Annotated in this window: 14 protein-coding genes; 3 read left to right on the top strand and 11 right to left on the bottom strand. The window is 61.3% G+C overall.

All coding sequences use genetic code 11. The annotated features are described in order from the left end of the window. Positions 1-247: 247 nt before the first annotated feature. Entirely contained in the window at positions 248-544 is a 297-nt protein-coding gene (locus HMPREF1261_RS04760; protein ID WP_023016784.1) for a WhiB family transcriptional regulator, read from the top strand. Between the two features lie 373 nt (positions 545-917). Here HMPREF1261_RS04760 and groL read toward each other — a convergent pair whose 3' ends face one another. The 5 genes from groL to HMPREF1261_RS04735 all read right to left on the bottom strand — a co-directional run bounded on the left by groL (position 918) and on the right by HMPREF1261_RS04735 (position 6,222). Further along, the gene (gene groL, locus HMPREF1261_RS04755; RefSeq protein ID WP_023030149.1) at positions 918-2,543 is read right to left on the bottom strand and encodes a chaperonin GroEL; all 1,626 of its coding nucleotides are present in this window, start codon (positions 2,541-2,543) and stop codon (positions 918-920) included. A gap of 9 nt (positions 2,544-2,552) precedes the next feature. Continuing rightward, the gene (gene groES, locus HMPREF1261_RS04750; protein ID WP_005277188.1) at positions 2,553-2,846 is read right to left on the bottom strand and encodes a co-chaperone GroES; all 294 of its coding nucleotides are present in this window, start codon (positions 2,844-2,846) and stop codon (positions 2,553-2,555) included. A gap of 176 nt (positions 2,847-3,022) precedes the next feature. Beyond that, the gene (locus HMPREF1261_RS04745; protein WP_023030148.1) at positions 3,023-4,264 is read right to left on the bottom strand and encodes an ATP-binding protein; all 1,242 of its coding nucleotides are present in this window, start codon (positions 4,262-4,264) and stop codon (positions 3,023-3,025) included. Between the two features lie 106 nt (positions 4,265-4,370). Beyond that, the gene (locus HMPREF1261_RS04740) at positions 4,371-5,633 is read right to left on the bottom strand and encodes an FtsX-like permease family protein (protein ID WP_023030147.1); all 1,263 of its coding nucleotides are present in this window, start codon (positions 5,631-5,633) and stop codon (positions 4,371-4,373) included. Next, positions 5,617-6,222, bottom strand: a complete 606-nt coding sequence (locus tag HMPREF1261_RS04735) for an ABC transporter ATP-binding protein (protein WP_023030146.1) — start codon at positions 6,220-6,222, stop codon at positions 5,617-5,619. The genes HMPREF1261_RS04740 and HMPREF1261_RS04735 overlap by 17 nt, the downstream gene beginning before the upstream one ends. Positions 6,223-6,334: 112 nt before the next feature. On the opposite strand from HMPREF1261_RS04735, the gene HMPREF1261_RS04730 reads away from it, so the two are divergent. After that, the gene (locus tag HMPREF1261_RS04730) at positions 6,335-7,555 is read left to right on the top strand and encodes a sensor histidine kinase (protein WP_023030145.1); all 1,221 of its coding nucleotides are present in this window, start codon (positions 6,335-6,337) and stop codon (positions 7,553-7,555) included. Next, on the top strand, positions 7,552-8,187 hold the full coding sequence (locus HMPREF1261_RS04725) for a response regulator transcription factor (protein WP_023030144.1): 636 nt from the start codon (positions 7,552-7,554) through the stop codon (positions 8,185-8,187). The genes HMPREF1261_RS04730 and HMPREF1261_RS04725 overlap by 4 nt, the downstream gene beginning before the upstream one ends. A 10-nt stretch (positions 8,188-8,197) precedes the next feature. Here the strand turns inward: HMPREF1261_RS04725 and HMPREF1261_RS04720 are convergent, their stop codons facing one another. From HMPREF1261_RS04720 to HMPREF1261_RS04695, 6 genes are all read right to left on the bottom strand, one after another. Then, positions 8,198-8,626: a hypothetical protein gene (locus HMPREF1261_RS04720; RefSeq protein WP_023030143.1), complete on the bottom strand. Its 429-nt coding sequence runs from the start codon at positions 8,624-8,626 to the stop codon at positions 8,198-8,200. A gap of 89 nt (positions 8,627-8,715) precedes the next feature. Further along, positions 8,716-9,759 (bottom strand): tRNA (adenosine(37)-N6)-threonylcarbamoyltransferase complex transferase subunit TsaD, encoded by a 1,044-nt coding sequence (tsaD, locus tag HMPREF1261_RS04715; protein WP_023030142.1) that lies wholly within the window; start codon positions 9,757-9,759, stop codon positions 8,716-8,718. Continuing rightward, positions 9,759-10,280: a GNAT family N-acetyltransferase gene (locus HMPREF1261_RS04710; RefSeq protein ID WP_023016776.1), complete on the bottom strand. Its 522-nt coding sequence runs from the start codon at positions 10,278-10,280 to the stop codon at positions 9,759-9,761. Before HMPREF1261_RS04710 ends, tsaD begins: the two co-directional genes overlap by 1 nt. Continuing rightward, positions 10,277-10,969, bottom strand: a complete 693-nt coding sequence (gene tsaB, locus HMPREF1261_RS04705) for a tRNA (adenosine(37)-N6)-threonylcarbamoyltransferase complex dimerization subunit type 1 TsaB (protein ID WP_023030141.1) — start codon at positions 10,967-10,969, stop codon at positions 10,277-10,279. Before tsaB ends, HMPREF1261_RS04710 begins: the two co-directional genes overlap by 4 nt. Then, positions 10,969-11,478, bottom strand: a complete 510-nt coding sequence (locus HMPREF1261_RS04700; RefSeq protein WP_005277164.1) for a hypothetical protein — start codon at positions 11,476-11,478, stop codon at positions 10,969-10,971. The genes tsaB and HMPREF1261_RS04700 overlap by 1 nt, the downstream gene beginning before the upstream one ends. Positions 11,479-11,652: 174 nt before the next feature. Beyond that, positions 11,653-13,242, bottom strand: coding sequence for an aspartate:alanine exchanger family transporter (locus HMPREF1261_RS04695; protein WP_023030140.1), 1,590 nt, complete (start codon positions 13,240-13,242; stop codon positions 11,653-11,655). Positions 13,243-13,277: the final 35 nt, after the last annotated feature.

Below are 13,277 nucleotides of genomic sequence, written 5' to 3'. Positions count from 1 at the left end.
TTGAAGGCGGGTTTATGCCCCCTGCACAATAGAAAGAGGAAAATTCATAATTCGTTAACCTTAGTCATTATTGCAGGTAAATGGGCGCTAACGAGTCCCATAAATAGATACAATACCTAGAAGTTAAATACTAGTAACCCTTTGTTTACCAAGACGCGACACACTACAAATCGTTGCGGTTCGCGGATGACTCTCCACCGGCCGCCAGCGTAAGAATTCTCGTCCTGTTATAAGGAGCTTAAGAAACGTGTCTCAGTCCAAGTCTCTTCTCGGACCTACTGCAGATGTTTGGGATTGGCAGTTGCAAGGTGCGTGCCGCGGTGAAAACTCGGACGTGTTTTACCATCCAGACGGAGAGCGTGGCCGCGCCCGCGCCCAGCGCGAAAACCGCGCCAAGGCCATTTGCAATTCCTGCCCGGTTATCGAGCTCTGCCGCGAGCACGCCCTGCGTTCGGCAGAACCGTATGGCGTCTGGGGTGGCATGAGCGAGTCTGAGCGCGTGGTGGCGCTGCGCAAGCGCCGCCGCGCAACGGTCAACGCTTAAGCCAAAACTAAAGTTGGCGCACAAAGTCCACACACCGCGTTCGCGGCGGGCGGGAGTGCGGGGTTCCGGATTAGCCCTGCGTAGCAAGCGCCTGCTGCAAATAACGCCCCGTGAGGGACTCCTTCGAGCCCGCTAAGTCCTGGGGTCTTCCGCTAAAAACGAGGCAACCTCCGGCTGAGGAGGAACCCTAAGCTTGGCGCCTTTTGTGAGCTAGCCTCTCTCGTGCTGCCGCTGGCGGCTAAAAAAGCCTACCGTGGCATCGCACGGGTTATGTGGTTCCCGCGTGCTTTACATATAAGCCAGAAGCCCGCCGCAGCCTCCCCAACAAGGCGGGGAAGACGCGGCGGGCTCTGGGCTATATGCAGCGCAGGAATTAGTGGTGGTGATGGCCGTGGCCGTGACCAGCCTCAGCGTTATCTTCTTCCTGCGGCTTTTCCACAACGGATGCCTCGGTGGTAAGAACCATGCGGGCAACGGAGGTGGCATTGACCACTGCGGAGTGGGTGACCTTGACGGGATCGATGATGCCGTTATCGATGAGGTTTCCGTACTCCAGGGAGTTGGCATTAAAGCCTTCGCCGTTGGCCATCTCGGATACGCGGGAGACGATGACAGAGCCATCAAGACCTGCGTTTTCTGCGATCCAGAATGCCGGGCGGGTCAGAGCGCGGGCGACGGCGAGCACGCCGACCTTAGCCTCGCCCTCAAAGTCCTGGGCAAAGGACTCAAGCTCCTTGGAGATCTGTACCAGCACGGAACCGCCGCCGGCGATGACGCCTTCTTCCACGGCCGCGCGGGCGGCGTTGATGGCATCCTCGACGCGCAGCTTGCGTTCGTTGACCTCGGTCTCGGTTGCGGCACCGACGCGAATGACGGCCACACCGCCGGAGAGCTTAGCCAAGCGCTCCTCGAGCTTTTCCTTATCCCAGGTGGAATCGGTGCGGGCGATTTCGCCGCGGATCTGTTCACGGCGATCATCGAGGGCTGCGGCACTGCCGCCGCCATCGACAAGCACGGTGTCTTCCTTGGTGATGGTCACGCGGCGCGCGGAACCCAGCACCTCAAGGCCGACCTCGTTCAGGTTGACGCCCACCTCAGGGTCCACCACGGTGGCGCCGGTAACCACGGCCAGGTCATCCATGAAGCCCTTGCGGCGCTCGCCAAAGTACGGTGCCTTCACGGCGGCGACCTTCAGGACCTTGCGGATGGAGTTGACCACGAGCGCCTGCAGCGGCTCGCCTTCAACGTCTTCCGCGATGATGAGGGTCGGGCGGTTGGTCTCCGCGATCTTTTCCAGCAGCGGCAAGAAATCCGGCAGGGAAGAAATCTTGTTGCGGACGAGCAAAATGGCGGCATCGTCAAGCACGGCGTGGTTGGTCTCTTCCTCCGTAGCGAAGTACGGGGAAAGGTAGCCCTTGTCAAAGGAAATACCTTCGGTGACATCCACGGTGGAGTCCATGGTCTGGGACTCCTCGACGGTGACGACGCCGTCCTTGCCCACCTTTTCCATGGCGCCGGCAACCATCTCTCCGACCTCCGGATCGCGGGAGGACACGGTGGCTACCTGCGCGATTTCGGAAGCAGAGTTAACCGGAGTGGCGCGTGCCTTGAGCTCCTCGACGGCCTTTTCCGCCGCCGCGGAGATGCCGCGGTTGAGCTCAATCGGGTTAGCGCCGGCTGCAACGTTGCGCAGGCCTTCAAAGATGAGCGCCTGGGCCAGCAAGGTCGCGGTGGTGGTGCCGTCGCCGGCGATGTCGTTGGTCTTGACCGCAACGGACTTAACCAGCTGCGCGCCGAGGTTCTCGAAGGGCTCCTCGACGTCGATATCGCGGGCGATGGTCACGCCGTCATTGGTAACGGTCGGGCCACCGAAGGCCTTGGACAATACGACGTTGCGACCACGCGGGCCGAGGGTGACCTTGACGGCATCAGCCAGCGTATCGACGCCGCGCTGAATTCCCTCGCGGGCTTCTTGGTCGAATGCAATAAGCTTTGCCATAAGTAGTTCCTACTTCTCGATGATGGCGAGGATGTCGCGCTGGCTCAGCAGCAAGTACTCTTCACCGTCGTACTTCAGCTCGGTGCCGCCGTAGCGGGAGAAGACAACGGTGTCGCCTTCCTTAACGTCCATGGGGATGCGGTCATCGTCGTCTTCCCAGCGGCCCGGGCCGACGGCGATAACGGTTGCTTCCTGCGGCTTTTCCTTTGCGGAGTCCGGGATAACCAGGCCGGATGCGGTGGTGGATTCTGCTTCTACGATCTGTACGAGGACGCGGTCCTCAAGCGGCTTAATAGTTGCCATGATGTTTCCTCCGTATTGTTCGTTTGCGCACCTTAATGGCGCGCGCGTGCCGGTTGTGGATGTCCAGCACAGCCGTCGTCGCGGGTGAACAACTGTGGGTCAAACAACCTGATTAGCACTCTACCCTCGTGACTGCTAACCCTCAACAACGACGCGACCCCCGCAGCCGGACCGAGCTACGGCGCCAAGTGCGTCAGGGACACCACGTGCACCCCGCTCGGATGCCGAAAGCTCAGGTTTCCTCCCGTCACGATCATCAAGACCGGCGTTACCTCCCATTCAAAGCGTTCTGCGAAGGCCTGCAAATTGCTTGCCGCCTTCTCAATGATCTCTTGGCTTTGCCCCAATTTAATTTCTACGAAAACGGTCCTGCCCGCCAGCTCAAATACCGCATCTACTTCCAGCCCAGATGCGTCACGGGCATGAAAAATGCGCTTCCCGCTTAGCACTGCCAGGTCATGGACAACTTGGGATTCAAAAAGCTGCCCGGCAAAGGCAAGGTTGCGCAGCAACTTGTCTGGGGACGCGTCCACGGCAGCAGCGGCCAACGCCGGATCCGCCAGATGCCTCTTCGGTGCCGTTCGCAGGCTAGCCCGGGAGCGAAGATGGGAGGACCATGCCAACTGTTCTTCCACGATGAAGATGCGCTGCAACGCGGCAAGGTACTCGCTGACCGTAGCCCTTTGCGCGCCAATATCGGTAGCAATAGAAGAAATGGACTGTTCTGTGGCTACCCCACGGGCAAGCGAACGAATAAGTGTCGTTACTTTTACCGGATCCCTTCGCACACCATCGGCGGCATTGATATCCACGTGGGCCACAGTATCGATATAACTGCGCAGGTTCTCTTGCGCCGCCTCAACGGAATAATTCCGGTTTGCGGGCCAGCCTCCGTGCGCCATGCGCTCGATAATCCCTGCAACATCTACAACCGTCTCCCCATTCGACTGGGGGGATTCCTGAGCTACCAATTCGGCTAATGATACTGCGCCATTAGAATGCCCCGACTCATAAAAACTGAAGGTCTTCATCCGCAGCCTGGCTATGCGCCCCGCACCCGAGTGCCTGGATTGTTCCTCCATTGGCGCAGTCGCCCCAGTAAGAATGAACTGCCCAGGCGCTTGCCGACGGTCAATCTCATGCCGCACCAAGTTCCACAACTGCGGTTTTTCTTGCCACTCATCAAAAACTCGCGGCGTATCCCCCTCCAACGCCAAATCTGGGATGGTGCTGAGCTGCATGTCGAGGTTTAAATCCGTATCCACCTGAACAAGACTGCCCGCAACTTGCCGAGCGGTCGCAGATTTCCCGCAGCCCTTTGGACCTTCTATCAACACTCCACCAGATCGCTGCAGGGCTCCATGAAGCCGCGAATCCTCTACTCGCGGAAGATAAACATAGCCTTCTTGACCAGTCATTTTAAACCCATCCATCAATTTGAGCGCGTTCTAACCATCAGAATATCAGAGTTTTACCCATCAGTCTGAGCGCGTTTTACCCATCAGAATATCGGCGATTCATCCATCAGTTTGTGCGGATCTGGACGGTTGAGCGCAGGAATCCCGCGAGAATGAGCTTGACCGCACACAGCGCAAGAAACATGGCGCCAAAAACTAGGCCGAACGGCGCCCACCACACTCCGGCAAGCCCCTCCCACAGCGCGCCTATCCCGGAATGAGAACCGGGATACAACAGCTCGTTGAGCACCGCGACCACCGCGACGCTCAAGGTGATGACTATGGCCGCGGCAGTAATAGTCAGGCAGAATGCCTCTCCCACCTGCACCCGTGCCCACGCCGCCGGTGAGGCGCCGGCCAGCCGCAGGCCGCGCACATCGCTGGCGATGCGCGAGCGCATAATGAGTGAGGTCAGCACCGCGCCAACGATGCTCGGGGCAACGACTGGGCCGAGAAACGCCGCGAAGACCTGCCCCGACGACAAGGTGTCTAAGTCGCCCATACTACTTTTGAACATCCTTATCCCCGAGCCGACCGCGACAATCAAGCCACCAAACAGCACCCACGGGACGATATGGGGCACGGAAAAGCGGCGGCGCACCCGCACATTGGCCCCGGCGATGCCGCATAGTCGCGTCCATTGGTCCACGGCGGGCATGAGCCATGGCGTCATGAATGCCACCAGGATGACCAGCCCCATGGAAGCGGCGATGCTATCGGCCGGCTCCTCTATCTGCAGGCAGCCGTACACGGCACCGCCCACCAAACCGGCAGCCACAAGGCAGCGCAGCATCACCCACACGCGGCGCGGTTCCACCCGCGGGCGAAAGACCCGGCGCAGTGGCACTAGGGCACCGCAGACCGCCGATGCCACGCAAATGGATACAGCGATGCGGATGACTAGCGGGGTAATGGCCAACTCCGGCATGGGAATCCCATCACTGCGAAAGGCCGCGGCCATGGGTTCAACAAACAGGCGTGCCGGGAAGGTCCCTATCAGCGCAGCGATAGCACTCACGGCAATCACCTGCCCCACGATGAAGCTATTGATCATCCACCCAGGCATACCAATCATGCGCCACGAGCGGTACACGGGTTCGCGTTCTTCAATAATCAGCCGCATCTGCGACAGCGTGATCAACACCACTGTGCAGACCGCCATGCCCAGCACGGTGCCGCCGAGAGGCCCCGTGGGATCATCGTCCGCGTCCGCGGTGGCCACCAGCATCGATACCGCCAGCGCGCACGCGGCCGAGGAAACCACCATGGTCAAAGCCACGGCAAGCCATGAGAGCCAATTGCTTTGTAAATCCTTAAGCCACACCAGCATGGTTGGCCTCCTGGAGCTCGATAATGCGGTCGGCGGCCTCCGCGGCAAGGTGCGAGTGGGTCACCATGACCACCGCGGCCCCACCCCGTGCGGCGGTGCGGAGGTGGGTGAGGACGAGCTGGGCGGTGGCATCGTCAAGCGCGCCCGTGGGCTCATCGGCGAAGATATACGGCGCACCGGCCAGCAAGGCGCGGGCGACGGCGACGCGCTGCTGCTGGCCGCCGGACAGCTGCGCGGGCAGGCGGCGCTCCAGCCCGTCAAGCCCCAGAGACGCAAAGGTCTTCTGCACCTCGTCGCGGCTGCAACGCCGGCCGGAAAAGTGCGCGGTCAACGTGGCATTTTTGCGGGCGTTAAGCGATTCCAGCAGGTTATAGTCCTGGAATACGAAGGCGCGCTCCGTGCGGCCCGGCGCGTTGACCGTGCCGGAACTGGGCTTATCCAGCCCGGATAGCAGGTTCAACAGCGTGGTCTTGCCGCTGCCAGATGGCCCCATAATAGCGACAAATTCCCCCGGCTCGATGCTTAGGTCCACCTCGGCGAGTGCGGTATGGCTGCCGTAGCGCTTGCTCAGATTCTGTGCTTTCAACATGCCTTCTATTCCACCGGCCGCATCCCGCACGCGCGATAGGGAAGACTGCCCAAAAAATGGTGGGGCTAGCTCTACTGCCACCACCCCGGCGCGGCGGCTAGGCTGAACGAATATGCGAACTGTCAAGGCCAACGGGTGGAGCCTCGTCCTCGGAATACTTGCTCTTCCGGGACTCGTGATTTCGGTGCTCATGCTGCCATGGATTCCACTAGTCGCACGCGCCGCGGAGTCTATCGGCCGCTACGGCGCAACGTGGATGGGCGAAAATATTTCCCCGCGGCGGGCCAACCGATGGTTTGATTGGCAGCAGTTTTATCACCTCATCCTGCAGCTGCTCATTTGCGCGGCCTGCTTTGCCAACTGGGTCTTTGTCGGTTTTATCGCGGGCGTATTGGTGGTCGCACCGTTTATTCCGCAGGCTGAATTCAACATCGGCGAATGGTCCACCGACAATCGCCCACTGATCTTTGTCGTGTGCTGGTTGGCAGCAGCCGTGCTCCTCGTCCTGCTGGTAGCGCTCAACCGCCTGCTGGTCAAGGCCTCCATTTCCCTCACCCGCCTCGCACTGAGCCCCTCCGCGCAGGAGTTGGAGGCCTCGCGCGCCACGCTTATTGATGCCTTTTCGGGCGAGCGCCGCCGCATCGAGCGCGAGCTCCACGATGGCCCCCAGCAGTACCTCACCGCGCTCAAGCTCAACCTGGCAGCGGCCAAACTCCAGTCCCCGCCCGAGGCCCAGCAGGCGCTTGCCGATGCCGAACATAACGCCACCCAAGCCCTATCCGCCCTGCGCGCTACCGTGCGCGGCATTGCGCCACAGGTGCTTTTCGATGACGGCCTCATCCCCGCCCTCGATGAGCTCTTGGCCCACAGCGGGCTCGACGCGGAACTGCACGTCGAAGGCGCGGAACGATCGATTGGGGAAACGACGGCGCTACTGGCCTACCACGCGGTAGCAGAGGCGCTGACCAACGCCTCAACCCACGGCGCGGCCACCGCCGCCACCGTGTCCATCTCTTTTGGCGACGATCTTCACCTCAGCATCCGCGATAACGGCTCCGGTGGCTTCTCTACAGGAGTAGGCCCTAGCGCGTCCGACCCCGCGCACTCCCGTGTCGGTGCTGATACCAGCGCCGACGCGACTGTTGGCACGAGCGCCGACGCGACCGCCGGCACGAACACCGGAAAGCCCGCGGGAACGACTGGGGGCACTGGGCTGGCCGGGCTGCGCGAGCGGGCCGCGGCGCTCGGCGGCACCGTCGACTTCTCCCCCGCGCACAATGAGGGACAAGGAGCAACCGTAACCATGTCACTACCGCTGAAGGAGGCGCGATGAAACTCTTATTGGCAGAAGATTCTGCCCTTTTGCGCGCCGGGCTGGAACAGCTGTTAACGGCACTAGGCCATAGCGTGACCGCCGTCAACGATGCGGAAGAATTGCGCGCCTGCGCAGGCAGCGATGACTTCGATCTGATCATTAGCGATGTCCGCATGCCGCCCACCATGAGCGATGATGGGCTGCGCGCCGTGCACGATGTGCGAGCAGCAGACCCGTCGCAACCGGTGGTGGTACTCAGCCAGTACGTGGCGGCAAGCTACTTGGACCGGCTCTTAGAACACGGCGGATTCGGCTACCTGCTCAAAGAGCGCGTATCCGATGTGGATGAATTCGTGCACACCCTTGAGGAAGTGGCAGGCGGTGGCACCGTCGTCGACCCAGAAGTGGTTACCGCCTTGCTCTCCGCGCGGCGCACGGGGCTGAGCCAATTAACCGCCCGCGAACGCGAGGTTTTGGGGCTGATGGCGCAGGGATTGAGCAACCAAGAAATCGAAGACAAGCTGGTATTAACCGCTGGGGCGGTAAGCAAGCACGTCTCCAATGTTTTTCTCAAGCTCGGGTTTCGGCCCGAAGACGCCAATCGCCGCGTCAAGGCCGTGCTGATGTGGCTACGCCACACCGAACGCTAAAGGAGGGGGCTTATGCGCTCTTCGTGGAGTTGATGACCGCAGCGCGCCAGAGCGTGTACTCGTCAGGAAAATCCTCGCGGTAGTTTTTCACCGCGCGGATGCCGTGCTCGACGGAAGCAATGACCTCATCGATGAAGTCCTCCTCGCCCTCAGCATCCACGAAGATGACCGAGCCGCTAATAGCGCGGATGGGATCTTGCAAGAAGGCGGAGTTTCCCGTGTCGGCGGCATTGCGCGCTAGGGATGCAACCGGGTTGGGCTCGGCGCCTTCCTGCTTGGCTTCTGGGTTATAGAGCGCGGCGTAGGTCGTGCCGTCATCTTGAAAGACGACAGAGACGCGATCCTCGGTGGTGCCGCCCAAGAACTGGTTGGCGTGTTCTAATTCGAACTCGATTTTCCGGCGAGTGAGATCGGGGTTGACGAGGAAACCAACGGTCATGAGAGAAAGCTCCTTTAAAGCGGAGAGGGCGTGAACGCGTTAAAGGTTACCGCCGCTTCCCCCACCCCGCAGTGCGAGGAAAAAGAACTTTAGGTTAACTGTGGCTCTTCCACGTCCAGTTGCGTATCGGTGCCAATACCCAGGCCCGACGGCGCGGCCCTTTCATGAATGAGCTGGGCGCCGAGGGCAGCAATCATCACGCCGTTATCGGTGCACAGATTAAACCGCGGCACGCGCAGCTCCACACCAGCGGCGTCGCAGCGCTCGGCGGCCAGCTCCCGCAGCCGGGAATTGGCCACGACGCCGCCACCGAGCAGGAGCACCTTCGCCCCGGTATCCTCACAGGCGCGAATGGCCTTGGCGGTCAGCACATCGGCCACGGCCTCTTGGAACGAGGCACATACATCCTCCACAGAGATGGTCTCGCCGGCCTTTTCGGCGCGTTCCACATAGCGCGCAACGGAGGTCTTTAGCCCCGAGAACGAGAAATCATGCCGGTGCTCGCCGCGCAGGTCCTCGGCGCGCGACATGCCGCGCGGGAAATCGATGGTGGGTTTTCCGCGGGCGGCCAGCTTATCGATGACCGGCCCTCCCGGGTATCCCAGCCCTAGGAGGCGGGAGACTTTGTCGTAGGCCTCACCGGCGGCATCGTCAAGCGTGGAGCCCAACTCGCGCATGGGCTTTCCCACGGCTTCGACCTCAAGCAGCTGGGTGTGCCCGCCGGAGACCAGCAGCGCGACCGAGTGCGGCAGGCTCTCGCCCTCGAGGTTGGCCACGGCCACGTGGCCGCCGAGGTGGTTGACACCATAAAAAGGCACGCCCCACGCGGCGGCATAAGCCTTGGCAGCGGAAGCGCCGACGAGCAGGGCGCCGGCCAGGCCCGGGCCCACGGTGGCGGCAATGGCATCGGGCTTATCGATGCCCGCCTCCTCCAACGCCGCCCGCATCACCTGCGGCATGGCCTCCAGGTGCGCGCGGGAGGCAATTTCGGGCACGACGCCGCCAAAGCGCGCATGCTGCTGCATCGACGAAGCAACGGCATTGGCGAGGATCTCCATATGGCCGTTCTGGTCCAGCTCGACGATGCCCACCCCGGTCTCATCACAGGAGGACTCGATGCCCATAACCTTCATTACTGCTCCTTTGCTTCGCGCTGGCGTGCTTGCGGGGACTGGCTGGGGCGCACCATCACGTGCGCATCCGCGCCGGAGGGCTGATAGTAATTGCGGCGAATCCCCTCGATGCTAAAACCGTAGCGCCGGTACAGCTCGATGGCGGGATCGTTTCCCACACGCACCTCCAAAAAGACCGGCGCGCTTTTTAGGTCCGCGATATAGCAAATATTATCCATCATCATGCGCGCGATACCGCGGCGCTGCGCCTGCGGATCGACGCCGATGGTGTGGATTTCAAACTCTGGGTCTGCAGCCGGGCCCATCATGCCGATGCCGGCATAGCCTAGAAGGACTGGATCCTCGCCGTCCTCCGGCGCTGCGGGGTCAAGGGCACCTTCCACCCCGAGGTAGAAGGTGAAGGGCTGGGCCATTTCTTGCTCAAATACCGCTGCCGTCCACGGAGTTTCGCCAGGAAACAGCACCTTTTCCAGCTCGGCGCAGCGCGGCGCATCGGCGGGAGTAAGCTCGCGCAGGTTCACAGGTGTACCTCTGGAATGGCCGGGGAAAGCTGCTGCTTTTTGGGTGGAACCGCATCGGGCCGGCGCAGGTACATGGGCACGAATGGCGCCGGTTCTGCGTCGAGCCGCGCGACGGCCACCAAGCCCTCGGCGGTGGGTGCGCCCTCGCTACGCGGCAGCGTGGCGAGTTCTTCCGGCAGCTGGTCGGCCAGCTTCTCCGGGATGATCACCTGCGCGATATCCTGCACGGCAAGCTCCCCCGGCTTCGATACATCTGGGCCCGCAATGCGTTGTCCCGCGCGGTAGGTGGCCCAATAAATTTCCTTGCGGCGGGCATCGGTGGCAACTAGCGCCGCGTCCGCCGCCTCCCTTTCATCGGCTGCATCGGCCCCAACTAGCGCAGCGTGCGCGATGGCATCGTGGGTGCAGACGCCGTGGAGGGGGATGGAGAGGGCATCGGCAAGCGCCTGCGCCGTGGCCATGCCAACGCGCAAGCCGGTAAAGGGGCCAGGGCCCATGCCCGCAACGATGGCGTCGAGGTCGTCGAGCTCCAGACCGGCCTCGCTCATTACCTCGAGGATGGTGGGCATGAGCCGCTCATTATGCGCGCGCGCATCGGCCAGAATGCGCTGCGTAATCTGCCCTGACTCGGTGTCGACTGCCCCGGTGACCAGGGCGGTCGTCGCCGTATCAATGGCCAGGACGCGCATTAGCCGACCAGCTTCCACACGCCGTCTTCACTCTGGAAGGTCAGCGGCTGGGAGCCCTGGACCAGCGGAACCCCGCCGTCTAGGCCGTGGCCCTGCTGCTCCATGGCTTTAACCTGGGCGTTGATCATCTCGCAGACCTCCACCTCGGAGGAATCCAATTCCTCTACATAGGGATCAACGTTGTGGCCCAGCGCCATGACGTAGCTCTTGCCCTCAGGAACAACGCCGTCCTCGAAGGTGATGTCATCAGGGTTCGGGGCGGCTTCCTTGACCTTGTCTTCTGCCATGCCCTCGCAAATGAAGCCGATGGCGCTGTAGTCCGCACCGTAGACATCAGAAGGAATGAGCGACATTACCTCGAGGTTCCGCGGGGCATGCTGCAAGGTGTTGGTGAGGTTGCCCTCCAAGGAATCCTCATCACGCAGGGTGGCCCCGGCAACGAGCACCATCATCACAATGATAAACAGCGCGATAATGGTCGTGGTCAGGTTGCGAGCAAATTTAGTCATGGGGTGAGTAACGCTCCTCGGGTCAAGGGGGTCCTATATGTACATATGGTGAAGTGATTGTCAGTTCTATTACCGAGGCTACTCGGCGGCCAACAAACACTCACCCACGGGGTAGTGCCTGTCAGTGTAGGCGGCTTACCCAGTGGGTGAATAATTAGCGCGGGGCATATGGGGCTAAAGCAATAACAATAACAGCACCTGAGCGGCGATAATCTTGCCGATGATGGTGGTTGGATACACCGTTGCCCAGCCGCGCCCGGCTAGCTCCGTGCCGGTTTGGCCCCGGATATAGGCAAATACTGCCGGGTTCGTGGTCATGCCGGCCGCACAGCCCATGGCCTCGTCCCACTTCAAGCGCAGCACAAGCATGCCGATAACGCCGATGAGGATGGCCGATACCAAGGTAATGATAAAGCCGACGCCGATGATGGTCAGCGAGGACGGATCCGTAAGCGCATCGCGGAACGATGCGCCTGCCGATGTCCCCACGCCCGCCAGGAAGAGCGTCAGCCCCAGGTTTGAAAGTGTTTCCCTGGTGTGGAAGGGCATCTGCCAATTGATGGGGCCGGTGCGGTTCAGGTAGCCGAGGAATAGGCCGACCACGACGGGGCCGCCACCAAACCCGAGCTGCAGGGTCGATCCGCCCGGCATGGGGATGGGGATAAGGCCCAGCAGCATGCCCAAGGTCAAACCGATGGACATGGATAAGAGGTCAGCATTGCCGAGCGCCGATTCGGAATCGCCCAAGTACTTGCGCACTTCGCGCACGTGGTGCGAGCTGCAGACCACGCGCACGCGGTCGGAGTAATTCAGCACCATATCCGGGTGCGGCACCGCATCGCTATCGCCCTTGCGCACACGCGCGATGATAAATCCGTGCTCGAGCGCATCGATATCGCGGATGCGTTTGCCCGCAACCTGCGGATTAGACACGGTTATCCGCTTAAATTCCAGGCCCGCCTCTGGGGTGAGCTCGACGGGGTATTCCTCACCGAGCACCTCGATGGCACCGGCAACGTCTTTTTCGGAGCCATTAATAAGGAATGCTTCGCCCTTGCGCAGGGGCATATCCGGCTGCGCCAGGCGGTGGTGTTCCATATCGGAGATCTCGCGGGTGGCCACTACGCTGTGCCCGGTTACTTGATAAAGGTGTCCGGCCGTATCCGGGAAGTCTTTGGTCAGCCGCACGCCTTTGGCCACCAGCGGGGCGGGAATCATTCCCTCTTCCTTGGCGTCCGCCTCGTGGTCCACCTTCAGTATTTTCGCGCCGATGGCGGCGACCAGGATCGCGCCGATGACCGCGCCCGGATAAGCCAGCGAATAACCGACGACCGGGGTGGAATTGCCCAGCATATCCACCACCGCCGCCATACCTGGGGTGGACGATAGCGAACCGGCAAACATACCCGCGGCGCCATCCGTATCGAGGTCGAAGACGCGAATGAGCCCGAAGCCTACACCCACGAGCAGGACCAACATGCCGATCATAAAGACGGTCAGCTTCCAGCCGCGGGTAGCAAATTCGCGGACGAACGACGGCCCGAAATTAAGGCCGATGGCATAAACAAAAATGGCCAAGCCGAATTGATACACCAGCGGTGGAATCTGGATATCCGGATTGGCGGTAGAAAGCCCAAGCGCCACGAACATCGCGGCCGCGGCGCCCAAAGAGATGCCAAAGAATTTGATTTTGCCGATGGCCAAACCGATGGCCATGATGGCAAAAAGGGCGAGCAAAGGACTGGAGGCTAGGAGATCTAACACCCTTCAAGGATCCCGCACCTTAAATACCTAAAGCA

The organism is Corynebacterium sp. KPL1818 (assembly GCF_000478135.1).
Taxonomy (GTDB): domain Bacteria; phylum Actinomycetota; class Actinomycetes; order Mycobacteriales; family Mycobacteriaceae; genus Corynebacterium; species Corynebacterium accolens.
The sequence above is the reverse complement of the archived record's forward strand: the minus strand, read 5'-3'. Positions and strand labels throughout refer to the sequence as shown.